This window comes from Mucilaginibacter aurantiaciroseus (genome assembly GCF_024055595.1).
GTDB classification, from domain to species: Bacteria; Bacteroidota; Bacteroidia; order Sphingobacteriales; family Sphingobacteriaceae; genus Mucilaginibacter; species Mucilaginibacter aurantiaciroseus.
The window spans coordinates 158,832-183,376 of record NZ_JAMXOF010000003.1 but is presented as its reverse complement, the minus strand read 5'-3'; the positions used below and the strand labels follow the sequence as shown (position 1 = coordinate 183,376).

At 40.5% G+C, this 24,545-nt stretch carries 19 protein-coding genes; 4 read left to right on the top strand and 15 right to left on the bottom strand.

The window, feature by feature from the left end:
- Positions 1 to 19 precede the first annotated feature (19 nt).
- From NAF17_RS14100 to NAF17_RS14060, 9 genes are all read right to left on the bottom strand, one after another.
- Entirely contained in the window at positions 20 to 313 is a 294-nt protein-coding gene (locus NAF17_RS14100) for a hypothetical protein (protein ID WP_252758649.1), read from the bottom strand.
- Between the two features lie 626 nt (positions 314 to 939).
- Entirely contained in the window at positions 940 to 2,196 is a 1,257-nt protein-coding gene (locus NAF17_RS14095; protein ID WP_252758648.1) for a sugar MFS transporter, read from the bottom strand.
- Positions 2,197 to 2,205: 9 nt separating this feature from the next.
- The gene (locus NAF17_RS14090; RefSeq protein ID WP_252758647.1) at positions 2,206 to 3,393 is read right to left on the bottom strand and encodes a n-acyl-d-glucosamine 2-epimerase; all 1,188 of its coding nucleotides are present in this window, start codon (positions 3,391 to 3,393) and stop codon (positions 2,206 to 2,208) included.
- A gap of 25 nt (positions 3,394 to 3,418) precedes the next feature.
- The gene (locus tag NAF17_RS14085; RefSeq protein WP_252758646.1) at positions 3,419 to 4,840 is read right to left on the bottom strand and encodes a DUF4434 domain-containing protein; all 1,422 of its coding nucleotides are present in this window, start codon (positions 4,838 to 4,840) and stop codon (positions 3,419 to 3,421) included.
- Between the two features lie 63 nt (positions 4,841 to 4,903).
- Positions 4,904 to 6,502 carry a RagB/SusD family nutrient uptake outer membrane protein gene (locus NAF17_RS14080; RefSeq protein WP_252758645.1) on the bottom strand — a complete coding sequence of 533 codons (1,599 nt, stop codon included), beginning with the start codon at positions 6,500 to 6,502 and terminating at the stop codon, positions 4,904 to 4,906.
- Between the two features lie 10 nt (positions 6,503 to 6,512).
- Complete coding sequence (locus NAF17_RS14075; RefSeq protein ID WP_252758644.1) at positions 6,513 to 9,662, bottom strand: SusC/RagA family TonB-linked outer membrane protein; 3,150 nt, start codon at positions 9,660 to 9,662, stop codon at positions 6,513 to 6,515.
- Positions 9,663 to 9,806: 144 nt separating this feature from the next.
- Complete coding sequence (locus NAF17_RS14070; RefSeq protein WP_252758643.1) at positions 9,807 to 11,378, bottom strand: discoidin domain-containing protein; 1,572 nt, start codon at positions 11,376 to 11,378, stop codon at positions 9,807 to 9,809.
- 95 nt (positions 11,379 to 11,473) lie between these two features.
- On the bottom strand, positions 11,474 to 13,090 hold the full coding sequence (locus NAF17_RS14065) for a discoidin domain-containing protein (protein WP_252758642.1): 1,617 nt from the start codon (positions 13,088 to 13,090) through the stop codon (positions 11,474 to 11,476).
- 67 nt (positions 13,091 to 13,157) lie between these two features.
- Complete coding sequence (locus tag NAF17_RS14060) at positions 13,158 to 14,297, bottom strand: discoidin domain-containing protein (RefSeq protein WP_252758641.1); 1,140 nt, start codon at positions 14,295 to 14,297, stop codon at positions 13,158 to 13,160.
- A 341-nt stretch (positions 14,298 to 14,638) separates the two neighbouring features.
- Between NAF17_RS14060 and NAF17_RS14055 the strand changes: the two genes are divergently transcribed.
- Positions 14,639 to 15,865, top strand: coding sequence for an ROK family transcriptional regulator (locus NAF17_RS14055; RefSeq protein ID WP_252758640.1), 1,227 nt, complete (start codon positions 14,639 to 14,641; stop codon positions 15,863 to 15,865).
- Positions 15,866 to 16,981: 1,116 nt separating this feature from the next.
- Here the strand turns inward: NAF17_RS14055 and NAF17_RS14050 are convergent.
- Positions 16,982 to 17,704 (bottom strand): sterol desaturase family protein, encoded by a 723-nt coding sequence (locus NAF17_RS14050; RefSeq protein WP_252758639.1) that lies wholly within the window; start codon positions 17,702 to 17,704, stop codon positions 16,982 to 16,984.
- 190 nt (positions 17,705 to 17,894) lie between these two features.
- On the opposite strand from NAF17_RS14050, the gene arsM reads away from it, so the two are divergent.
- Both arsM and NAF17_RS14040 read left to right on the top strand, forming a co-directional pair.
- Positions 17,895 to 18,866 carry an arsenosugar biosynthesis arsenite methyltransferase ArsM gene (gene arsM / locus NAF17_RS14045; protein WP_252758638.1) on the top strand — a complete coding sequence of 324 codons (972 nt, stop codon included), beginning with the start codon at positions 17,895 to 17,897 and terminating at the stop codon, positions 18,864 to 18,866.
- 12 nt (positions 18,867 to 18,878) lie between these two features.
- On the top strand, positions 18,879 to 19,868 hold the full coding sequence (locus NAF17_RS14040) for an NAD-dependent epimerase/dehydratase family protein (protein ID WP_252758637.1): 990 nt from the start codon (positions 18,879 to 18,881) through the stop codon (positions 19,866 to 19,868).
- Here NAF17_RS14040 and NAF17_RS14035 read toward each other — a convergent pair.
- Positions 19,852 to 20,328 carry a TlpA family protein disulfide reductase gene (locus NAF17_RS14035; protein WP_252758636.1) on the bottom strand — a complete coding sequence of 159 codons (477 nt, stop codon included), beginning with the start codon at positions 20,326 to 20,328 and terminating at the stop codon, positions 19,852 to 19,854. The genes NAF17_RS14040 and NAF17_RS14035 overlap by 17 nt on opposite strands.
- A gap of 73 nt (positions 20,329 to 20,401) precedes the next feature.
- On the opposite strand from NAF17_RS14035, the gene NAF17_RS14030 reads away from it, so the two are divergent.
- Positions 20,402 to 21,094: a TIGR04283 family arsenosugar biosynthesis glycosyltransferase gene (locus NAF17_RS14030; RefSeq protein ID WP_252758635.1), complete on the top strand. Its 693-nt coding sequence runs from the start codon at positions 20,402 to 20,404 to the stop codon at positions 21,092 to 21,094.
- Here the strand turns inward: NAF17_RS14030 and NAF17_RS14025 are convergent.
- From NAF17_RS14025 to NAF17_RS14010, 4 genes are read right to left on the bottom strand one after another with little or no spacing between them, the layout of a single operon-like run.
- The gene (locus NAF17_RS14025; protein ID WP_252758634.1) at positions 21,091 to 21,702 is read right to left on the bottom strand and encodes a TIGR04282 family arsenosugar biosynthesis glycosyltransferase; all 612 of its coding nucleotides are present in this window, start codon (positions 21,700 to 21,702) and stop codon (positions 21,091 to 21,093) included. The genes NAF17_RS14030 and NAF17_RS14025 overlap by 4 nt on opposite strands.
- A gap of 2 nt (positions 21,703 to 21,704) precedes the next feature.
- Positions 21,705 to 22,754, bottom strand: coding sequence for an arsenosugar biosynthesis radical SAM (seleno)protein ArsS (arsS, locus tag NAF17_RS14020; protein ID WP_252758633.1), 1,050 nt, complete (start codon positions 22,752 to 22,754; stop codon positions 21,705 to 21,707).
- Complete coding sequence (locus NAF17_RS14015; RefSeq protein WP_191165255.1) at positions 22,754 to 23,089, bottom strand: arsenosugar biosynthesis-associated peroxidase-like protein; 336 nt, start codon at positions 23,087 to 23,089, stop codon at positions 22,754 to 22,756. The genes arsS and NAF17_RS14015 overlap by 1 nt, the downstream gene beginning before the upstream one ends.
- Positions 23,082 to 23,828 (bottom strand): DUF547 domain-containing protein, encoded by a 747-nt coding sequence (locus NAF17_RS14010; protein WP_252758632.1) that lies wholly within the window; start codon positions 23,826 to 23,828, stop codon positions 23,082 to 23,084. Before NAF17_RS14010 ends, NAF17_RS14015 begins: the two co-directional genes overlap by 8 nt.
- Positions 23,829 to 24,545: the final 717 nt, after the last annotated feature.

Sequence of the window (24,545 nt, the reverse complement as noted above, 5' to 3'; positions counted from 1 at the left end):
TAAAAACAATTATTCTCGCTTATAGTCTCATCTTCCGGGCAGTTTCACGAATCCTGAACTCATTAATAAAGTAACGGAAGTTCTTTTCCATTCCCACATTAATGATCTGCGATAAATCGTGCGGATGGATATTTAGCGTTACTGCCAGGGCGGTCAATACCAGTTCGACATCCTTGTAAAGGCAGTTTGCGGCTACGGCTTCTTTTAGCCTGCGGCATTTTTCCTTTGCATCATATCTATCTGTTATCGGGGTGGCCAGTTGTGTACTGCTATTCCGTTTTAGCATCACTTCGGCGGCAACGCCAATAAGCACAAAAGCAACGGTAAAAAAATCGGCGAAAGCCTGACAGTCTTCTGTACAATTACAGCTAAAGCGGCACTTAAAAACAGGTTGGCTACTCGGCCTTCCCTTTTTGAGAATGCTAAAAGCAGCGCAAGTGTAAACCCCGAAAACAGGGTTACCATGTCGGCCACATGGTAAAGGTTAATATGGAATATATTAGGATTCAAGTAATTCAAATTCCCCTAAGGCTATTTTAAATTTACAACATATTGACATTTACAAAATTATGCGATGATAAATATGTTTTGCTGTAACGGAAGCGAACATAGGAGGTTCGGTTTTGGGGTGGGTAGGGGCATTGGTTTCGCCGGTTTGTTATATTGTTGCGAATAAGTATAACAAGCAAAAAGCCGCTCTGCTTTCGTAGCCAAAAAATGAATTTTTAGAAAATACCGCATGCCGATACCGGCATGCGGATAATTAGAAACGGCACAGAGCGAAATTAAGCCCCAATAATTTTTCAACTGCTTCGATAATGGCACTTGCAACGGTCTCAAGCCGCGACATGAATTTCACGTGACTTAGTTAATTCTGAATAACTATATCCTTCCTGATTTTTAGTTAAATGACGGCATGTCTAAAAGGGATCGTTAATTTCAGGTTGCAGAGTTGTATTTAGAGCGATAACCGTTTAACCCATAAAACAGGATATACAGATAACATAACAAAGGGAGCATAAAAGCTATTGGCCAAGTAAAATGATCAATTAATAGGCCTTGTGTAAAGGAAATAATAGCCCCACCTACAATTGCTGTAGATAGGATACCTGATGCCTTCGTGGTATATTTACCCAAACCATTTACTGATAGTGAGAATATGATTGCAAACATTACCGAGTTAAAAAAGCCTATTGAAATCATACTCCAAATAGCAAGTTGCCCTGTATTTGTTACAGAAAAGACAATTAAAAAAATTGAGATTGCTGCACATATTGATAATACGTAAGAGGGTTTAATTATTTTTAAAAGCAATGCACCCAGCAAACGGCCCACTACCATGCTGCCCCAGTAAAAAGCCACATAAGTATTGGAATCTTTTATACCTATCTTCAATATATCTGATACGTAGTTGGTTAGGAAAGTACCGATTGATACCTCCGCACCAACATATAAAAATATTGCTATTGCTCCGAAATTTAGGTTACGAAATGAGAATACACTTTTAGTTTGATCATCATGTTGGGCTATCTGCTGGCTGCCGAGTGTTTTTATAATCGGCAATTTTAATCGCGAAACCGTGAACGCAATAAGTATTAGCATAACGGCAATACCCAGGTATGGGTAACGTACAGCCTCGCTTGAACCATGTGAATTACTTAATTGCGAGAGGATAAAATACGAACCTAATATTGGAGCTACGGTGGTGCCTATTGAGCCGACCCCCTGTACCATAGTTAACCTCGAAGACGCGGTTTTGGCGGGCCCTAAGACGGTAACATAGGGGTTGGCCGCCACCTGTAATATAACAATACCTATTGCCACTATAAACAAAGCAGCCAAAAACAAGGCATATATATGCAAAATTGAGGCAGGGAAAAATAAAATAGCGCCGACAGCTGCAATGGAGAAACCCAGCACCATGCCTTTTTTATATCCTACTTTTTCAACCACCTTACCTGCCGGGATAGACATAATACCATAAGTTAAGAAAAAGTAGAATTGCACCAATGATGATTGGGCGTAACTAAGGGTAAAACCACTCTTAAAAAAAGGCACTAGGGTATCATTTAAGCAGGTGATTAGCCCCATCATAAAATAGAGTACACCTAATGCAACAAGCGCCGGTATATAATTCTGTTTTTGCTGGTTAACACTTTCCTCGATAACTGTTGTTTGTACTTGTAATATAGCCATGTTATTTTTCTATCGGTGCAAAACACTACGTTTTTCTTCTATTGCCTGCAGTACCTTCCAGCCTTGATATAACCCTCTGGGGATGTGGAAGCAACCTTTCCATTTCCCACCTTTTGCAGGCAGCAGCACTTCGCCACGCCTGTTAAGGTAGCCAAACCATTCGCCATTCCTGTCATCAACAAAATGTTTCCAGATATAGGCATGTATTTTTTCAAACCATTGCCAGCATCTTTCGTCGCCGGTAAAATAATACCCTTTTAAAAGGCTGATGACGGCTTCAATATGTACCCACCATAATTTCTGGTCCCATTCAAGCTGCTGTGGCGGATTCCCTTTTACATCGAGGAAGTAAAATATACCGCCATGCTGTCTGTCCCAGCCGTACTCAATCGTGTCAATGGTTATATCAACAGCCTTCTTTATCAATTGCTTATCGCCCGCGCGCGAAGCCAAATCCATAATAAACCACATGGATTCAATTGCATGGCCCGGATTTACCAAACGGCCTTCAAACGAATCTACAAAACTACCATCCGGAGCAACATTCTCCAATATCAAACCAAATTCGGGCTTGTAAAAAACATCCATTACCGAGTGAATACCCAGTTGTATGGTTTCCTCAACAAGTTCTGGTTTAAGTATATGTTCCAGCTCCAATACCAAATTGCACAGTATCATAGGTAATGAAAAACTTTGAAGCGGACGTGTACCAGGGACTTGCTTGTTATAGATGCCCTTACTATCGTTGCGCTTTTTAAGGATATTGTAAAATGTGTTTAGGGCAATCGCTTTATATTCTTCGTTTTTGGTAGCTGTATAAAGCTGGGCAAAACCCATGGCCGCAAAACAATCCGAAAAGATATTGTAGGGCTGCGTAATCGGTTTCCCTTCGCGGGTTAGTGAAAAATACCAGTTGCCTTCGGCATCGCGTCCGTTATTTTTAACAAACTCGGCCCCACGTATAGCCATATCCAGCCATTCCTGTTTCTTTTCTACTTGGTTATAAAGCATGGAAAGTGTCCATATCTGGCGGCATTGCAGCCACATAAATTTATCGGTGTCGTAAACTTCCCCTTTTTCGTCAAGGCAGGTAAAAAAGCCGCCGTATTCTTTATCCTCTGAGTTATTAACCCAAAAAGGCACCACGCTGTCTAATAAGTTGGCGCGATATATCTCTTGGTATTCAAATATGTTCATTATAGCAGTATAAATTGTATTATTTCTATTTATGGATAGGTATGTTGGTACCGCCTTTTAAGTTCTGTAAAGGGGTAGTAATGGAGTCGAGATATTGTTTATAATCAAGGTATAGTTTTACCGTATTAGGGCCTCCCGGTTTGATCGAACTCGTTGGGCTATTTAACAAGCCGGTAAATTGGTAGCAAATTATTTTTTCAAAATTTGGGAATCGGTGCAGATCACTCAGTAATCCATTGATCGGGCGCGGTACTAATGCATTGCCATCGGCAAAATCAAATACTTCCATATCCATCCAAAGGTGGGAGCCCGCTTCGTTGCACAATTCCTGTAACTTATTGGCAGATTGTTCACCAGTAAAATCGGTACTGGGCATGCGGTGAAATCCAAACGGGCACAAAATATCCAAATTAGGGAGCAGTTTACGATAAGTATCGATAGCGCTGCCTACATTATGCGAATTTGTAGCGAGCATAACCGGTTTATCAGGGGCTATTTTATTAACATACGCCTTAAATTCTTTAAAAAAATGCACAATATCTTTTCTTGCCTGCGCGTCGCCAAGTCCTCCATCCTGTTCTTCGCTAACATACCAGCCGTAAAATGAATCATGGTGACCATATTTTTCCCACAGCTCATCGGCAACTTTTTTATGCCATTCTAACGAACCATTAGTAAAATCGAACCAGGCATACGAACCCACACCTATAAAAACATTCATGCCATTCTTATCCGCGGCTGCCAGCACTGCTTCCAACGGATCAACGGCCGCTATCGGTACATGCCCTGGAAATAGGTTTGAGGGGTAATAAGGAACGCCTTTGTAGCCATCCTTCTCAATGTTATGCTTTCCTGCATATTCAGTTGGATTACGGACAACATCCTGAATAACAATTATATTCATTTCGAGCGCGTGTTGTGCGGTCATCATTTCGCCCCATTGTTCATCGGTTGCTTTTTTTAGCTCAGGATTCCAAAATTTACCTTCCGCTTCGCTCCAATGATAAAAGCCCAGCCATGCCCCGTCAACCCGTCGGGTTGAGCGGATGTTTGATGCCAGTACCTGCATAGGGCGTTCCTTACATAAAACTTTTTTGCCCGATTTGGTAACCAATATTATTTTATGCTTACCAGCCATATTTCGAGTCGACCACGGAAACTTTACGCAGCCGTTTGATTTTGCTGCAAGGATTAAGGTTTGTTGGTGCAACAGGTTTCCCTTTGCCACTTTATCCAGGTAAAATAAAACATATATGGTTTTTTTGGCAGTGGTATTATTCCATATCCCAGCCCGTACATCAAGGGTTACCTGGTCGGTTACCGGCGATGGAGGAATGAGTGTAAGGCTAATCTCGGGTTTGGCAGTACCCGGCGGTGTTGCAAAGGCAAATGTGCTAATAACTACGAGAAATATAATAACCCGTATTGCCAATTTGTATGCATTCATATCTATAAAAATTATGTCTCTATATATATTGGCAGGGAGTAGTGCAACGCCCTGCCAATAATGTTAATATCCTGGGTTTTGTACTATTGATCCGCCCGAACGGTCGATTTCTGCTTGCGGGATAGGGAACAACTCGTTAATGCCTTTTTTGAATGCAGCACCTTTGCCATTTGAACCGGGTTTGCCTGCATAATTATTCATTGTTTCGATATAGTTGTTCCATCTTTGAAGGTCAAACAAGCGTTGGTATTCCATTGCAAACTCAATACGGCGCTCGTGCCTTACTGCCACTCTTAGGTCAGCACCTACTGTAACATCAGGTAAAGGCGTGTTAGCAATGGTGCGAACCCGACTAACAGCTTCAGCATCGGTACGGGTTGAGTTACTGGCCCTTTGCCTTATCATGTTAATGTAATTAGCAACAGTTTGCTTATCACCGCCACTTTCTAATACGGCCTCAGCATACATTAGCAATACATCAGCGTAGCGTATCAGGTGAAAAGTCCAGGCATCATCGCCAAAGCCAGGGCCGCGCCTTAACGGAGTCAGATAAGATTTACGGTTATGAAAACCAGTATTTGGATACGACGAGAAATTTAATACTTCCTGCCCCGATGCTTTTGGAAAAGCATCCCCAGGTTCAATAATAGTGAATAACAAACGCGGGTCACCGGGTTCAAACTCACTTACCAGATCTTGTGTTGGGGTGTCGAATCCGTAAGCACCTGTTGGCCCACGCGGAGAAGTATAAAGAGGGGTAAACGCGCCATAAATGTTCGAAGCCGCATTATCGCCCTTTATGATCGAGAATATAGGCTCTTGTGTTTTATAACTATTTACTAAATACAGATCCTGAAATTGCTTGTCTAACGAATAGACATTGGCATCAATAACTTTTTTGGCTGCATCCCTTGCTTTGGCAAACAGGCCGTTATCATTCTTTGCAAAATATAGGTAAACTCGCGCCTGCATAGCCCACACGGCTTCTTTATTAACACGCCCGGCTTCTTTGTCATAATCCATCCCGTTCTTTCCGGGCAAGCTGGTTTCTGCCGCAACAGCGTCAAGCTCCTTTGCAATAAATTCAAATATCTCTTTTGCTGTTGCACGTTTTAATTTATTGGCATTGTTAACGGTTAGTGTTTTGTCCAAAAGAGGGACACCACCAAATGTTTTTACAAGTTCAAAATACAAGTATGCCCGTATAAATCTAATTTCGGCCAGGTAGCGGGCCTTTGTATTGGCGGTTACTTTTGCTCCGGCAGCATCTATCAATTCATTCACAGGTAAATTTTCTAAAGCTACGTTACAGTTACCTATGCCCTGGTAATGTGTTGCCCAATCGGACTGTAGCGACGGATTGCTTGACAATGCCCTGCCATAACCCAAATCGGTTACAAAGGGTCGGTCACCGGCGTCTCCTCCACCTTTTTCACTATCGTCTGTAGCCATGTTGCCAAGTTCTGCACGGGGCGCTTCATACCCATATGCATCATTAAATACCTGATAGCATTTTACTAAAGTTCTTAAACCAGCATCTCGCGATTTATAAAAGTTCTCTTCTGTTTGAACGCCTAGCGGAGGGCGGTTTAAGAAATCTTTTTTACATGAGCCGGCTGCCAGCAGGGTAATGCAAAGGGTGATATATAATATTTTTTTCATTTTTTTTAAATTAGAATTTTGCGTTGATGCCTATCATGAATGTTCTTGCTTGTGGATAATATCCCTGATCTATCCCGGTAAGTTTAGGATCTGCCGAGCCTATCTCAGGATCGAGCCCCGAATAACCAGTAACTGTAAACAGGTTTTGCGCACCTACATAAACTCTAAACTGTTTCATCTTTAGCTTCTGTAAAAAAGTATTGGCAAAATTGTAGCCCAATTGCACATTTTTTACACGCAGGTAAGAGCCGTCTTCAACAAAATAGTCAGAAACGCTGTTGTTAAGCCCTTGTTTTTGCGATATTTTATGATACTTATCTGTACTGCCTTCGCCGCTCCATGATTTTTCGAGAAAGCCTTTGGTAGCATTGTAATAGCCTGTGCCCGATTCGGTATCGTAACGCTGTATGTTCATTACGTCATTTCCCTGCGAACCCTGGAAAAATACGCTCAGGTCGAAACCTTTGTACGACGCGTTCATGGTTAAACCGTATACAAAATCAGGCCATGGGTTACCTATCATCGTACGGTCTTTAGCATCAATTACGTCATCGCCGTTCATGTCTTTAAAGCGGATATCTCCGGGCGACGCGGTTTCCCGTTGGGGGCCGTCCTCTACTTGCTTTGCATTTTGGAATATGCCATTAGTTTTATAACCGTAGTAATAACCCACCGGCATGCCTACTTCTGTTTTGGTAAATACCTCGCCTAAGTGCGCGGTAGCAAATATCGGTTCGCCATTACCCAATTTTGTAACCTTATTTCGATATGCGGATATATTACCGTTTACGCTATACTTAAATGCACCAATATTGTTGTTATAGGCCAACTCAAATTCCCAGCCTTTATTTTGCATATTTCCAGCGTTTGAGTACGGCGAAGTTGGATAGCCCAATGTAGTTGGCAAGGGCACTATTAGTAGCATATTGTCAATTTTCTTATCAAAATAATCGGCTGCCAAGTTTAGTCTACCATTAAAAAACGATAGGTCCAAACCGATATCTAATTGTTTGGAAGTTTCCCATTTCAAAACCGTGTTACCCGTGGATTGGCGGCCGGCCCCTATGAAAGGTGTGTTTTCGTTTCCAAACTCATACCGATCATAAATGCTGCTACCATAAGTAGATAAATAAGCACCACCACCAATGTTTTGGTTGCCTATTAAACCATAGCTTACCCTTAATTTACCATCACTTAACCAGTTGCTTTGTTTATCTTTAAAATAATTTTCTTCGGTAAAACGCCATGCTGCCGATGCAGAAGGGAAAGTACCCCAGCGATAGCCATCGGCAAAGCGCGATGACCCATCGCGGCGTATATTACCTGCAACAATGTATTTACCATTGTAATCAAACCCAATTCTGCCAAAATATGATGCAATTGAATTTCCGTATGGGTAACCCGAAACCTGTGGGTTAATGGTACCCGCACTTATAACCCGCATATCAACATCATTATTTACAAACCCTTGTATGGATGCGCCAAACTGCGATACATTTGTTGCTTCGGCAGATACACCTCCTAAGGTTGTTAAATGGTATTTACCCCAGGTTTGATCGTAGTTCAGGGTGTTTTCTGTCACAAAATAATTAGTAGTGTATGAGTAATTACTAACTGTATTGGTGTTAGCATTATCAAACGCGTTTAAGTAATACTGCGGCGAAAAGCCTTTTGATAAGGCGCGCTGCAAATCCATCCCGCCACGGCTTTGAAAACTAAGCGTTTTTAATATTTGTATATCGGCAGTGATACCACCCTTTATACTTAAATTCTCGAAATTACTTTGGCGCAGCCTTTCTATCTGCGCAACAGGGTTGCGCTTATTTGAGTACAACAGGCCCGAATACTGCGAGAATGGATTAGTAGGCTCGTAACCTGAGTTAATTATGTTTAAGAACGAAGGCAATCCCTGTAGATTATTGCGATATACAGGTGTTATTGGGTCGGCCGTCATAGCGCTGAAAATGGTACCGGTAAATGGGTTGTTTTCATCAACAGTACGGCGGCCTTCGTATATCAAACCTAAATTGGTACTTAACTTAACGCGTTTACTAACTTGTGCATTTACATTGTTCCGCCAAGATACCCGCTCATAGTCCGAGCCAGCTATAATGCCTTTTTGATTGAGGTATGCAAGGCTTGATAAGAAACTAACGTCTTTTCCGCCCCCGCTTACACTGATATTATGGCTTTGCACCGGAGCATTGTAACGGGTTATCTCGTTCCACCAGTCGGTGCCGTTAGGCCCGGTATTTGCGCCAACAAAACGCAATACCGAATCTATATTGGTCTGTGTAGAAAAGTCGAATTGCTTAACCGCCCCTGCGTTAGTTGCCGCCAAATTTTTGTAAGAGATAAATTGCTGTGCGTTTAGCATTTGTGGCCGCTTCCAGGGCGACTGGAAGCCATAATAACCATCATAAGAAATAACCACTTTCTCGTTTTTTGCGCCCGACCGGGTGGTTACAATAATTACGCCATTAGAAGCCCTTGAACCATAAATGGCAGCTACTGATGCATCTTTATGTATAGCAATACTTTCAATATCATTAGGATTTAAATAGTTGATGTCTGTTTGCGGTAAACCATCAACTATGTACAATGGGTCGGTACTGCCGTTTATTGAGCCAATGCCCCTTATACGCACTACCGATGCGGAACCTGGGCTACCGCTGCTTTGCGAAACAGTTACGCCCGCTGCCTTACCCTGCAATATGTCTGCTACACTACTCACCGGCATATTATTTACCTGGCTGCCTTTTATTACTGATACAGCACCGGTAATTTCCTTTTTTGTTATAGAACCGTAACCTACAACAACAACCTCTTTCAGGTCAGACATAGTAACCTCCAAAGCTATTTTTACATCCTGCCCGCCTTTAACGATTAAAGTTTTACTTGTAAAGCCCATCATCATTACCGAGAGGGTGTTTTCGCCGGGCGCTACTTGTATCTGAAACTTGCCGTTTGCATCGGTGGCAATAGCTTTCGTTGTCCCTTTTATAGATACGGTTACACCCGGTAGCGGCAATCCGCTCATATCAATTACCTGGCCTGTTACATTCTGAGCTTGAGCCATTGCTTGCTGGCCGCACACCATCATAAGTAGTACTGCTATAAAGCTCAATAGTTTTTTTTTATTAGTAAAAATTTCTTTCATTTCATATCATGTTAAATAGTTTGCATTAAAAAGGGCGTAGAATTAAAGCCCTGGCATATTGTTTATGATGGATAATTATTATATAACCTATTAGATTATTTATTTTCTCTCAATACACCAGAGCTTGTAGCGAATTAGACAGGCTTAATAAGCCTCGACTTCCCAAAAGGACGATCCCCACAAAGGTTGTACGCGCGTGGTACATAATATTTTTACATAGCGTGCAGTAGTTGCGTTAAATGTTATCACATCATCACCTCCATCGCCAATTGTTGTGTTGTAAGCATTAGTATAAGTTACATCATCTACAGAAGTTTGTATGGAGTAGTTAGTATCATAAGCCCCTTCCCACCTAATAATTACCTTACTAACCGTTTTGTTCGAACCCAGATCAACTTTCCACCATTCGTTATCGGCAACTGCGCTTGACCACCTTGTCCCTAAATCCCCATCGTTTGAGTTGCCTGCACTAGTTGTATTTGATGAAGCCGTTGCTGTTTTGCTTAGGGCTAAATTAACCGGTGCTGTGCTTGCAATTTTTGCCGCGAGTATGGCAAACCCTGCTTCGAGATTGTACCAGTTATTTGGCTGTGTAGTGCCCGCAAAACTATCCAGATATGTTAAATACGAATTTGTGCGGCTAAAATCACTCATTTTAGCCGAGGCATAGCTTACTGCAGCCCAAGGAAAGCCGGATGGATCATTCACAAACCCGGTTGACCAAGTGGCGTATTTGGTATTAAACGTACCGTATAAACTAGCTGCCCTGGCAGATGTTGGTGCTATCACATCAAACATAGCGGGATACAGCTGGGATACAGCGTCGGGATACCAGGTAGCCCAATTTGACATAGTTGCACCTGTGGTACCGTTATCGTTCCAATTGTACATGGTTGTGCGCCATAACTGACTTTCGATACCACTAGTATTGGATGTTAAAACGCTTGAATAATAAGCAGGGTTACCATTAGTAATTACGTTGCTTTGTAACCAAACCATTGCTTTTAACCCTTGGTTCGTTTCGGCATTGTCCATCAAGTTCTTGGCTCCATGCACATACGAGTCAATAGTAAGCCAATCGTTATCGTCAGGAGTATAAAGTGTAGGAATGCTATTGCTAGAATTATCCATACACCCCATTAACGCATTACCAATAAGCGTTAATTGATACGAATAGCCCGCAAGCCATGTTCTGTTAGCTGCAGACAATTCACCATAACGCTTTGCTAACATTAAAAATGTTGACGCGTAAGAATCTACCGAATCATAAGTGCCATTAGTTGTTTCGGCCGAGCCAGCATAGTCGTATATCGAACCGGCTACTTCGGATTTTCCTGTTACAGGATTTGTAGTGCCATTTAGCTTGCCCATATACCAAATCATCCAATTTTTTACGGCTGTTTGATTAGTGGCAGTGGGAGCTTCGAGTACGCCGAGGCAGGCAATATTTCCAAAATAACCGCATATTCTGCTGCCGGGTACCGATGTATTCATCATAGCCCCTGATGGCAACTGGCCTGCAAGGATGAAGTTGATTTGTTTGGTAATAATAGTTGAATAATTAACCGCAGTTGCATTTAAACGAACAGTTTTAGTATTGATGCCAGGTTGGTTTGCTACGTCCGCTTTGCCCGACGGCAATTGCCCTTTTTGACAGGATAGAAGCATACTTGAGGCGAAGCCAAGTGTGAGTGTTTTTTTTAATAATGGGTTCATAATTTGTGTGTATTATAAGGTTTTATATATTGCGTGAATTAATTATAATATAGTTGAATTACTTTTTATGATAACTATGCGATACGGCATTACATTTATTTATACACCTCAAACTCCCAAAATGACATTGGGTATGGCAATGCGCCTTTGTTAAGTAGTATTTTTACATACCGCGCATTTACCGAAGCAAAAGAGTTGCTTACATCTCCGCCTTTACTTGTACTGGTTGCAAACACAGTAATAAATTTGACGTCATCGGTTGACACTTGTAACGCATAATCGCTTGCGTATGCACCCTCCCATTTTATATCTACCCGGCTTATATTTTTTATCGCACCAAGGTCAACTTTAAACCACTCGTTATCAGTAGCTAATTTAGTAGACCAACGTGTTCCTAGATTACCATCAACAGACAAGCTCTCGGCATTAAAGCTACTTGATGCAGTGGCTGTTTTATTTAAAGCAAGATTGCCTTTATCGTCAATAGGTGGATCTGTGGCAACTGGTGTAGGGATAAAAATTGCATTATTGCCCTGGTTCTTTATCTTATCTGCGGCCAGTATTACAAACGCGGCCTCAGCATTATACCAGTTATCTTTCTGCTTACCAGCTTTATTTAGTGCCAGGATATGTTTTATATATTCGTCAACCCTTGCTTTATCGTTAAGCACAGCAGCGGCATAACATATTACAGCCCACGGGTATGCACCAGAGTATATTGTGCCGTTAGACCAAGCCGGGTAATTCACATTAAATGTGCTGTACAGCAGGTTTGCGCGTGGGGACAAGGGATCAATAACACCAAATAGCCCCGGATATAGCTGGCAGGTAGCGTCAGCATAAAAATTAGACCATTTGGAAATACTTGCACCGGTGCTGCCATCATCATTCCAGTTATACCTGTTTCCACGCCATAACTGGCTTTCAATAGCACTGGTATTAACATCTAACAAGTTTTGAAAATGTGCGGTTTTTGAACCACCTAATACTTGAACTTGTAGCCAAATCATGGATTTTAGCCCTTCGTTAACTTCAGAATTATCCATAGCATACTTAGCACCATGAACATACGAATCAATCGACAGACCGTCATTATCATCGGGGGTAAATCCAATGGGTATACTATTATCCGAATTATCAATGCATTTTTCCATCGCCGAGCCAATTAAGGTAAGTTGCACAGAATACCCTGCTACCCAGGCTTTATCAGCTGGCGATAAAGCGGCCAGTTCTTTAGCTAATGATAAAAATGTAGCAGCGTATGAATCTACCGAATCATACGTCCCTTTTGTACTTTCTGCGGGGGCGAAGTAATCATATACCGAGCCCGGTACTTCGGGCTTACCAGTTATGGGGTTTACGCTACCGTTAAGTTTGCTCATGTACCATGCCATATACTTTTTTACCGCAGCAACATTATCAGCGGTAGGTTTTTTGAGCAAAGCACGGCAGGATATGTTGGCAAAATATCCGCATATCCTGCTGTTAGATTCTTGATTATCCTTTAAAGCACCGCTTGGCATTTGGGCGGCAAGTATATATCGCACCTGATTATTTATTACCGAATCATATATATTTGAGGCAACAGACTCTTCCGGCTTTATAACTGTGCTGTCTGTTATAGGGACTTTACCCGGATGCTGCTCTTTTTTACAGGCATTAACGATGCCTATCAAGCTAACTATTATTATTGTAAAGATGCTTTTTTTCATCACGATTGTGTGTTTAATAAAGGCATACCGCTCTCATGTGCGGTATGCCAAACTAATCTAACTAAATCTATTTTTTATACACTTCAAACTCCCAGAATGACATTGGATAAGGCAACGCACCTTTAATCAGCAATATTTTTACATACCGCGCATCTACCGCAGGAAAACTGTTACTTCCGTCACCACCAGTAAAGGTTGACGTTGCAAAAACAGTGGTGAATTTTACATTATCAGTTGAAACCTGTAATGCATAATTGGTGGCGTAGGCACCCTCCCATTTAATATCTACACGGCCAATGTTTTCAACTTTACCAAGATCAACTTTATACCACTCATTTTCAGTAGCTGCCGCTAACGACCATCGGGTTCCTAAATTTCCGTCAATAGAAAGGCTTTCGGCATTAAAGCTTGTTGATGCCGTCGCTGTTTTGTTTAAAGCCAAATTAATCGGCGGCGCATCTGCATATACTTCAAACTCCCAGAACGACATTGGGTAAGGCAATGCGCTTTTGTTTAGTAATATTTTAACATAGCGGGCATTTACCGCAGGAAAACTGTTGCTTCCGTCACCACCTGTAAACGTTGAGGTTGCATACACCGTAGTGAAATTTACGTTATCAATTGATACCTGTAGGGCATAATCAGTGGCGTAGGCACCTTCCCATTTTATATCAATTCTGTTAATTTTTTTTACTGTTAGCAAATCAACCTTGTACCACTCGTGTTCTGTTGCTGCGGCAATAGACCAGCGTGTTCCAAGATTGCCGTCTACTGACAATCCGGGATCATTAAAGCTTGTCGAAGCTGTTGCGGGTTTATTCAGTGCCAGATTCGGATTCTCAACCACAACTACAGGTGGAATGTATGTAAAGCCAATTAGTGCCTTAGTGCCTTTTGTATTTGTTACGCTTACAGTGCCTGTTGAGCCCTCGCCAATAACGGCAGTTATGCTAGTGTCTGAATTCACTTTAAAAGAGGCTGCGGGCTTGTTGCCAAAAGTAACAGCAGTGGCGCCTGTAAAATTCGATCCGCTGATTTCTACAATATCGCCGGTTTTGCCAGTTAACGGCGCAAACGATATAACTTTCGGCACAACCGATACTGTAATTTTTGTGTTAGGGTCATAAGGGTTGGCACCCTCGTTTTTTTTGCATGAACTTGCTATGATAAAACATAACATAATGGTTGATAGTAAAATTTTCCTCATGATTATTAGGCTATTTAATATTTTAACTAATTAAGAACTATTTATTAAAAAAATAATTTAACAGATTCGCCTGTTTTGTGATTAAAGTCAGGCTAATATTTGTTAATAGAATGCTTTACGTGTGCATTATTCTACTAATGATTTATTTTACAGGATATTGTACTGTATCTTAGAAAGCACTAAGTAATAAAAAAAATTAATAATAAGCAAATAATAATTAAAATATTTTAATAAGTAATTGTAAGGTATTGGTTACTATTAAAAATAGAAGCTCTTTTTTGTAGATTTATATTAATTTTACGGCGTAAAAAACCTTATCACAGTGTAATAAAGTATAACCAATGGGTAAAACATTTTTTGAAGAGTTAAATAACGAAAGCGCTACTGGTGTAGCATATAAAAATCTGAACCTTAAAAAAAGCATATTAGGTTACTTTGCTAATGTGAGCGATGCTACGATAGCTGATCTGGCTAAAGAGTTAAACATAAGCGTGCCGAAGATGACTGCAGTTTTGAACGATCTTATACAGGATGGTATAGTACAGGATTACGGTAAGGTAGAGTCAAAAAGCGGGCGTAAACCAAACTTATTTGGGTTGCTGCCAGAGTCCGCGTTTTTTATCGGGGTTGATATAAACCAAAGATATATCAATGTAGCACTGTCTGATCTGCAAAAAAATCTGGTTAAAGTTGCCGAAAAGATATCTTATAAGCTGGAGAACAATAAAGAATCGTTGGAAACATTGTGCCAATTGATAAATACCTTTATAAAGGAACTCCCTATTCCCAAGGATAAAATTCTGGGTATAGGTATCAATATTTCGGGGCGGGTTAATTACGCTACTGGTTACAGCTACAGCTTTTTTAATTTTAGCGAAGAGCCATTAAGCAAGATCATTGAATCGAAGGTTGGTATAAAGGTGTTTTTAGAAAACGATTCGCGCGCTATGGCATTTGGCGAATTTAGTTCAGGCATAGTAAAAGGAGAAAAAGATGTACTATTTCTTAATATAGATTACGGAATAGGGTTGGGAATACTAATAAACGGGCAATTGTATTATGGCAAATCGGGATATTCGGGCGAATTTGGCCATATTCCACTATTTGATAACGAAATACTATGCCACTGCGGCAAAAAAGGCTGCCTCGAAACTGAAGCATCTGGTTGGGCGCTCGCTCGAATGGTTAAACAAAAGATGCAAGAAGGCTCTTCATCAATCCTTTTTGAAGAAAAAGGCGAGGGAGAAGAGATACAAATGGAAGATGTGATAAAGGCTGCCAATAATGATGATGTTTTGGCCATAGAACTAATAGCTGAAATTGGCGGAAATATTGGTCGCGGTATCGCATTACTCATTAATATATTTAATCCTGAGTTAGTTATATTGGGTGGAAGTTTGGCCCAAACCGGCGAGTATATACGCCTTCCCATTAAAAGTGCCATTAATAAATACTCTTTAAGCTTGGTTAATAATGATACTCAACTCAGACTATCACAATTAGGCAAACATGCTGGTATCATAGGGGCTTGTTTGCTTGTGAGAAAGAGGTTATTGTCTTTGCATTAAAAGAATTTAATACAAAGACGCTTAAATAGGCTTTCCGTAATGTTTGAGAACTATAAGAACCTTTTGTTGATTATTGAGTATAACCCTTCAACTTCCTCTTTTGTAAGTTTTATCGTATAGCGTATCATCTGTAATTTGTTTTACAAATACACACTCTTATACGTCATAATTTATAACACTATTGTTAAACTGCTCACTACTAAAGATAATTGGGCGTTTCTATATTGCAATGGGCGATATTTGATGTTCTTTGCGCACTTGAAGAGATCTGGACAGTAAGGGTTATTTTTAGTATATACTTATATACGAATAATTCAGTGAGTCTATAAGTTATTTTATTAGAAGTTTTTAGCTCGGATTGCCTTAATCAGCGATTTTTTATTGGAAATTTAAAAAAATTTCGTCGATAGTTCGGCCAGTTATTTACCGGTTAAATGATTAAAAATAGACTTTTTTTTATACCCTCGTATTTTTCCACGTAGCAAACTTACAAGCGTTCGTCTATAAATAATGGCCAAACTCTTATATGATTTTTTATTCGCAATTATTAAAAAACAAGGATGGAGCTATCTGTTGCTACCTTGTACAATCCACTAACGTCAAAAGGTTATTTAAACTTGTATCAAGAATAACTAGAATTACATAACACCTAATTTTGTAGATAAAACAATTTCGATTAAACGCGCTATTGCTATATTAGATAAAATAGCATCGAGGTTGATGATAATGAGGCGGTTATTATATTGAATTTTCTCTACCTTATTAAAAAGACTTCCAACAAACGTGAAAGAGACAGAAAATACGACAACCTGAAGGGGAAATCGAACTCGAAAAAAACAGGCTATGCTATATTAAAACCATTTTTGGACCCAGGGGGAGAAAATCAACAAATTTTACCGGTAAATATCTAACTAAATAAGATTTGGTCCTAACCAATTGTGCGTCAAATATGTATGGGTATACAAAAAGGAACAACCATTGTCTGGTATTTCCTTTGGTAGCCCGTAGGGGAATAATCTCGAACCATTTTCTTAAATATTTGAAGTGATTGGCGGGTTAAATTAAGTATTTCTAATAAATTTTAAATTAACTGGCACCTTAGATTGTAAAGCGGCATTACAATCCAAATTTGATCCTGCCAATTGGCTTTTTTCGATAGCTTTTGAAAATGCGGTCCCAAAAAGGGAAAACGGAACCATAGTTGGAGTTAGTTTCAACAATAACATTTGAATGATGTATCCGGTGCATCAACGGGCTAATGATTATTTTCCTTAATAAAAAGTCTGTTTTTTGATTTATCCTGATATTGGAGTGAACCAGTAATACTACCGGAAAAAACAAAATACCGTAAGCAATCAGCCCGGTAACAGTAATACCCATTAGTGTAAGAAATACCGCTTTTGCGATAACTGCAAAAAAGAGCTCTACGGTATGAAATCGAACTGCTGTGGTGGTATTCATATTTTCATCTTCATGGTGGAATTTATGGAATTTCCAAAATAAGGGAATATGATGATTGACGCGGTGCCACCAGTAAACGAAAAGATCGATACAAATTATTTGGAGCACTAAGGATAACAAGGTAGGGATTTTGGCAAAAGGGATCAATCCAAAATTCTGCCCGGACGCATATACCATTAACTTTTGTAAATAATAGCCACTTGCAAATGAAAATAGCAGATTAACCACGCCCACCATGATGTTTTTCAAGTCATGATTGTTTTGTAATAACTCTTTTCGTTGCGGGAAGAGATGTTCCGCAAGGTAAGTTAGTAAAAAGACAAATCCGACCGCCAGTGGCTGTAAAATAGTATTTATTTGGAAGCCTATATTTTGCATGACAAAATTATATGGTAAATGAACATCACTTTCTGCTTCATAAATCTATTTTTAACCTATATCTTCAATCACTAAATTTACGATAAAATTCTAATAAAGAGTTTTAGCCAATTAAAAATAGCAGGGGATTCGGCCATTTAAAAAGCCGTCGCCCGATAAGCCACGTATATATCTTATAATATAAAGAAATATGGATAGTTATCTTGATGAAACGATCAACCTATATCGCGATGCCGCATTAAAACCTGATGTAGGCCTTTGCTGTACCACAACTCCAATGAACGCCTTTCCAGGGCTGGAAAGTCCGAAGATCATGCAGGAAATGAATTATGGCTGCGGTTCCATCGTAAGCGCCAATGATCTCGCTAATGATCCAACGATACTTTATGTTGGTGTTGGCGGGGGTATGGAGCTTTTGCAATTTTCCTATTTTAACCGAAAGGAGCAAGGCGTTATAGGCGTTGACATTGTGGACGAAATGCTGCAAAGCTGCGCTGAAAATTTAGTAGAGGCGGAAAAGTTAAACCCCTGGTTCAAAAAGGAATTTATTGATCTGCGCAAAGGCTCTGCTTTGGCACTTCCTGTGGCGGACAATTCCATAGATGTAGCCGGGCAAAATTGCCTGTTCAATATTTTTAAGGAAAACGACTTGAAACAGGCGTTAACCGAGATATACCGGGTGTTAAAGCCTGGCGGCCGCTTAGTGATGTCTGATCCGGTTTGCGACCAGCCAATGAACGAAGCCTTACGCAACGACGACAGGTTACGGGCTTTATGCTTAACCGGGTCGTTAACCTTAAATGATTATGTCAAAAGCATAACTGATATCGGCTTTGGCACCATAGAAATAAGAGCTAAAAGGCCATACCGCATTTTGGCTCCCGGCCAATATCCGACAGATGATTTGCTTTATATTGAAAGCGTGGAGGTTTGTGCCATTAAAGACCTTATGCCCGCCGATGGTCCTTGTGTATTTACAGGCAAAGCCGCGATCTATTATGGCGAAAAGGAATATTTTGATGATGAGAAAGGACATATTTTAATGCCTAACCAGCCTTTAGCTGTTTGCGATAAAACAGCCGGAAATTTAGCAGCATTGAAACGTGGTGATATTTTTATATCAAACTCAACTTGGTTTTATGACGGCGGTGGCTGTTGCTAATTAATTTTGCCGATGAAAATATTTATCACGGGTGTTACCGGTTATATCGGCCAAAAGCTGGCTCTGCAATTAGCTGCCGACGGCCATACTATACATGCCTTGGTTCGTAACGAAAAAAAAGGAAAGGCCCTGTTACATCATCACAAAATTGTATTATTTCAAGGGGATATTTTAGATCCTGTTTCCTTATTAAATGCCATGGCAGGCTGCGATCAGGTTTACCACCTGGCTGCGCTGGCATCGGTATGGCATGAAATCCCACAAAGTTTTCAAGTAATAAATGTGAAAGGGTTGCAGAACGTTTTAGATGCCTGCCTGAAATTGGATATCAAGGACGTGCTATTCACCTCAACTGCAGGAGTAGTCGGAGATTCCGAAGACGGAAAACCCGTATGCGAATTGACCAATCCTAATCCCAAACTGGAAACGCTTTATGAGCAAAGTAAAGTAGACGCTGAGCAACTGCTCAAAGCTTATATCCCTAAAGGTATCCGGGGTATTATTGTCAACCCCAGCCGGGTATATGGCCCTGGATTATTAACCGAAAGCAATGGCTTTACGCGCTTAATGAAAATGTACATCAGTGGACATTGGAAAATCAAACCTTGTAATGGGAAAAGTATCGGCAACTACGTTTACATTGATGACACGATAAAAGGATTGATAGCCGCTATGGAAAAAGCCAAACCTGGTGAACGTTATCTGTTGGGTGGTGTTAATGCAACCTACAATGAATTCTTTAGCCTGGTGGATGAACTTACCGGTGTGAAAAGAAAAATGTATAATGTTCCCTTGCCGGTGATGCTATTCCTTTCCCGGATACAGTTATTGATGGCTCGATTATTTGGGAAACAACCCATGATAACCCCGCCATTTGTCAGGAAGTACAACAAGCACTGGGTCGTCAGTTCTAATAAGGCCGAGCAGGAAATAGGGTACACTATTATTCCTTTAAGAGAAGGCGTCAGTAAAACGCTTAATTGGCTTAATCAATCTGTTTAACAGCTGCCACTAATTCATCATAAGAAAATGCCGCTTCGTGAAATTTCTTTTTGCCGTTTTTCACGATGAGGGTTCCGGGCAGCGCGCCCGACCAATCAGCACTGATCTTTTCATTATAAGAATTGGGCGCTTCATTCAGCAAGTAAACTTCGCCGGTTAACCGGTGGGCTTTTACAAAAGGCTGTACACCGCTTTCCAGTTTGGATTTCAGATCGGCGCTGATCAGGATCACTTTAACGGGTTTTCCTTTTACCGATATTTTAAACCTTTCAAATTCAGGGAGTTCGTTTACACATGGTTTGCACCATGTTGCCCAAAAGTTGATCACGTAAGTAGTGTCTTTCCCTTGTTTGATACGGCTTTCCAGTTGTGAAACCGTAATGAATTTAACCAGCTGGGCTTTTAAGTTGAATGATAACAGCAAGAATACAGCGATGGTATATAAAATTTTATTTGTCATGCCTTTTGTTAATTTTATGCATTATTTATTTATATACGTAGGTTTAAACAGTGCAGATGAGAATTAGTTATTCATGAAAGTAACCATTATTGTTCCTGTTTTTAATGAAGCTGATAATATCGGCAGGTTGATCAGGTATTTAACAGCATTTGGCAATGATAATTTAGAAGAGATTATCGTTGTTGATGGTGGCAGTACCGATGATTCGCTGGTTTATGCAAAAAAAGCTGGTGCGGTAGCAGTAATCTCTCCTGAAAAAGGGCGGGCAGCACAAATGAATTTTGGCGCATCACTCGCAAAAGGCGACTTGCTTTATTTTGTCCATGCAGATACTTTACCTCCTCAAACCTATATTACCGATATTGTAAATGTAGTTAAAGCCGGGTATGATATGGGCAGATATCTTTCTATTTATGATAGCAAAAGCTGGTTGCTGAAACTGAATGCCTTGTTAAGCAGGCTTGATACCTTTGGTGGTATGGGTGGCGATCAAACACTCTTAATTACCAAAAATCTATTTCAACAAACCGGCGGTTTTGACGGAACGATGAAGATCATGGAAGAATTTGAGTTTTGCACAAGGGCAAGGAAGCGCGGGAAATATAAGATTATTACTAAACCTGTACTAATCTCTGCCAGGAAATACGATACTAATGGTTGGTTTACGGTTCAAAAGGCTAACTATGCCATTGTAAGGATGTATCAAAAAGGCGCAAGCCAGGAAAGTATGGTTTTGAAATATAAAGAGATGCTGAACTATCGTTAAACGCGAATTCCGTTTAATTCCAGATCCGCTACCTCATCAACATCGTGCAATCTTTCGGTCAAACTATACGTTAGTTCCAATTGGTTAACTGTAGCTAAAGTTTGGTTTGTAACTTCATCTGTACTCCAGGCTTTATCGGTAAACAATTCAGGCACATACCGGTTTGAACCTAAAAGGTAATACCCACCGTCAAAGGCCGGCCCAATCACTACGTCTTTATCGTTCAGTGCGGCTATCGCTTGTTCAACTATGGTCGTTTGTAACTTATAACAATCGCTGCCAATGATCATCACCCGTTTAAAATCCTGGTCAAATAGTTCTTTAAAAGCATTAGACATCCGTGCGCCCAGATCCTCGCCAAATTGCTGCCTTTTGGTATAGCCGGGGAAAGTCCAGAGATCGTGTTCGATGACCTGATCGGTGTAATAAATAAATTTTCGGCAGTTTAATGGAATAGTGATCTGGCGGGTATGGCTTAATAATAAATTGTAAACAGACAATGCTTTCTCATCGCCGATAACCTTCGCCAACCGGGTTTTAACTTTACCTAATTCCGGGTGGCGGACAAATATGACAAGAGCGGTATTTAAAGGAGTTATATCATTCATAATTATTCTGTAACTGCACCGCCGCAACTTGAACCGGCACCCGCTGTACACCCGTAGCAATGTTGTTTTAAAATAATCTCGCGGTTTTGTAATAAACTCAAATCAAAATCTGCTAAATGCTGCGAAATTGGCGGAGTAACTTTGAGGTCAAGCATTTGGTTGAAATCACAATCGTACAGATAGCCATCCCATCCAACGGAGATCGTATTGCGGCACATTACATTATTGACAGCGGCGGGGTTAAAAGCACCGATCAGCTTTTCCATATACTTATCGTAATTATCAGTTGTCAACAAATAATCCAGATACCTGCTGATGGGCATATTTGTAATAGCAAAAAGTTTGTTGAAACGGATGTTATATTTTTTCATCAATTCAAACTTATACTCTTTTTCCAACGCATCCTGCGATGGTGGCAGAAAAGCACCTGCCGGATTGTAAACCAGGTTTAGCGTTAGCCCGGTATCCGCTAATCCGTACCCAACCGCATTCAGCATTTGAAGTGCCTTGATGGAGTCTTCAAAAACACCGTCACCACGCTGTTTATCCGTCCTGCCTTGTGTAAAACTGGGTAAGGAGGATACCACCTCTATCCGGTGCATTTTGAAAAATTCAGGCAAATCGTGGAAACGTTTATTTGCCAATATAATGGTCAGGTTACACCGAACAATAATATGCTTACCTAAAGCTTTGATCTGCTCCACAAACCAGCGGAAATCAGGATTGAGTTCAGGGGCACCACCCGTCAGGTCAACTATTTTGATCGGTGAATTGGCTAACACATTAAGGCATAGCTGCATGATGTCCCTTGTCATGATTTCTTTGCGATCCGGCCCGGCGTCTACATGGCAATGCTTGCAAACCTGGTTGCACATTTTACCCATGTTCACCTGGAAGATCTCGACACCAACAGTCAATAAGGGAAACATACCCAAGCTTGAAACTTTTTCATGGAATGAAGCATGCTTGTGTTTCGGATTATATTCTAAAATATCCAGCTGATAGGCACTATTTGCTAAAGGGTTTTGCAGAACTTTGAGAGATTTGATCATTACATGCTAATTTCTTTCACTTTGTTCATCATTTGTACACCATGTACCAATACCGCGCCGCCTTTTATGGCAGATGCAACGTGTACGGCCTCCATCATTTGGGCCTCGCTAAAGCCTTTTTCATAGGCATCGCTGCTGTAGGCGTCTATGCAGTAAGGGCACTGCACAGCATGGGCCACCGCTAAAGCAATCAATGATTTTTCCTTCGCGGTTAATGCGCCATCTTTAAAAACTTCACCGTAGTAGGCAAAGAACTTATCGGCCATTTCTTTCTGGTATTCCCCGATGTTCCCAAATTTACCGAGGTCTTCAGCATTGTAATAATGATCAGCCATTGTTTTCAGATTTATAATTATTCAAATATAAACTCCAGTCGTACTTTTTAAAATGAATCGTTGGTTTGGTCCCTTCGGGGATGATCTTATTTTTTATTAAAAGCGCCAACATAACCTTTTTTCCTCCAAAATCATGACGGAACCACCCCATTAACGCAGGACAATCTACCGTATTCTGCTCTTTATCGTAGGTTACTTCTCCCTTTAAATAGGTTTTAACGGCCACATTTAATTGCTTTTCTAATTGCTCCGGTTCATAAAATGCAATGGGTGGGCAGCTTTTGGCTCCGCAGTTTAACGCAAAATGGATACGATAATCCAGCGTTTCCACACGGAACTTTCTTTCAAACCCGGAAGGGAAGAGCTTATCTAAATAACCTTCGCTCCATTTAACCTTACTATGCCGCAATATCCCATGCTCGATCAGGTCAAGGCTTAATTTCTGCCCGGCAATGTAGATCTGATTACTGGAAAAGAAAGAACCGCGCGTTTTATACTGATCAGGGTCTTTCTTTAAGATCACCTGCGTAAAACCATTATAAAGATTTAGCCAAAATGCAAGTTTTTTATGGTCATTATTTAACTGTTTCGCTAAAATATTTTGATCTGCATTTTTTAAGGTATTAATAAATGCAGTTGTGGAATCACCTGTTTTAGCTGCGTATAAGAAGTTTTGCGATAATTGGATATAGTCCGGGGCCTTGATCCTTTTAAGCTGAGCACTTGCAAGTGCTGTCATTAACAGGAAAAACACGATAAACCCTGTTTTAAAAAAATATTTCAAACGCATATATAAATTACGTAATAAAATTTCTTACAGCTTTATGAAATTGAAATAAGAATTGATTTTGAAATCTAAATCCACATGCTTACGCGGCGATTGTTCCTTTTTATTAATAAAACGGTCATGCCTAAAAGCACCAAGGAAATAATTCCGCTGCATAATAAATCTTGTCCGGGAAAATGGCTGCCGATAAACCCGGCTAACATTCTGTAGCTGAAACTTAAATTGGAGTTGCTATTTAGTGCGGACAGCACCTATGCGCTTTTTATTAAAAAATGGTAACCTGCAGTTTGAGAAAAGAGAAAGCAATATCCTGGAGAAAACTACTGCTGAAACGTAAAGGGGACAAATCGCCAGGCAAAAAGAAATGGTGAACGCAGACCGGGTGATCGCCGTTAACCTTTGAGTGTTTACTAAATACCAGCATAACTACAGGCCCGAAGCTATTGCCTTTAAGCAACCGAATCCCGCTATCGCAAACACCGCTTTTAATAACCATCCGCAGGTTTTATTGTTAAGCCAGCAGCTATAGGTCAGCAAGGCACAAACAGCTTGAGAGCTGATACCAATAGGTCATGTTTGCTACAACTGGGCTATGTTAGCAACCTGCTGTGCTTACGCAGTACAATTTACCTGTGCACCTTGCCGTATTTACTTTACCATGGAACAGCC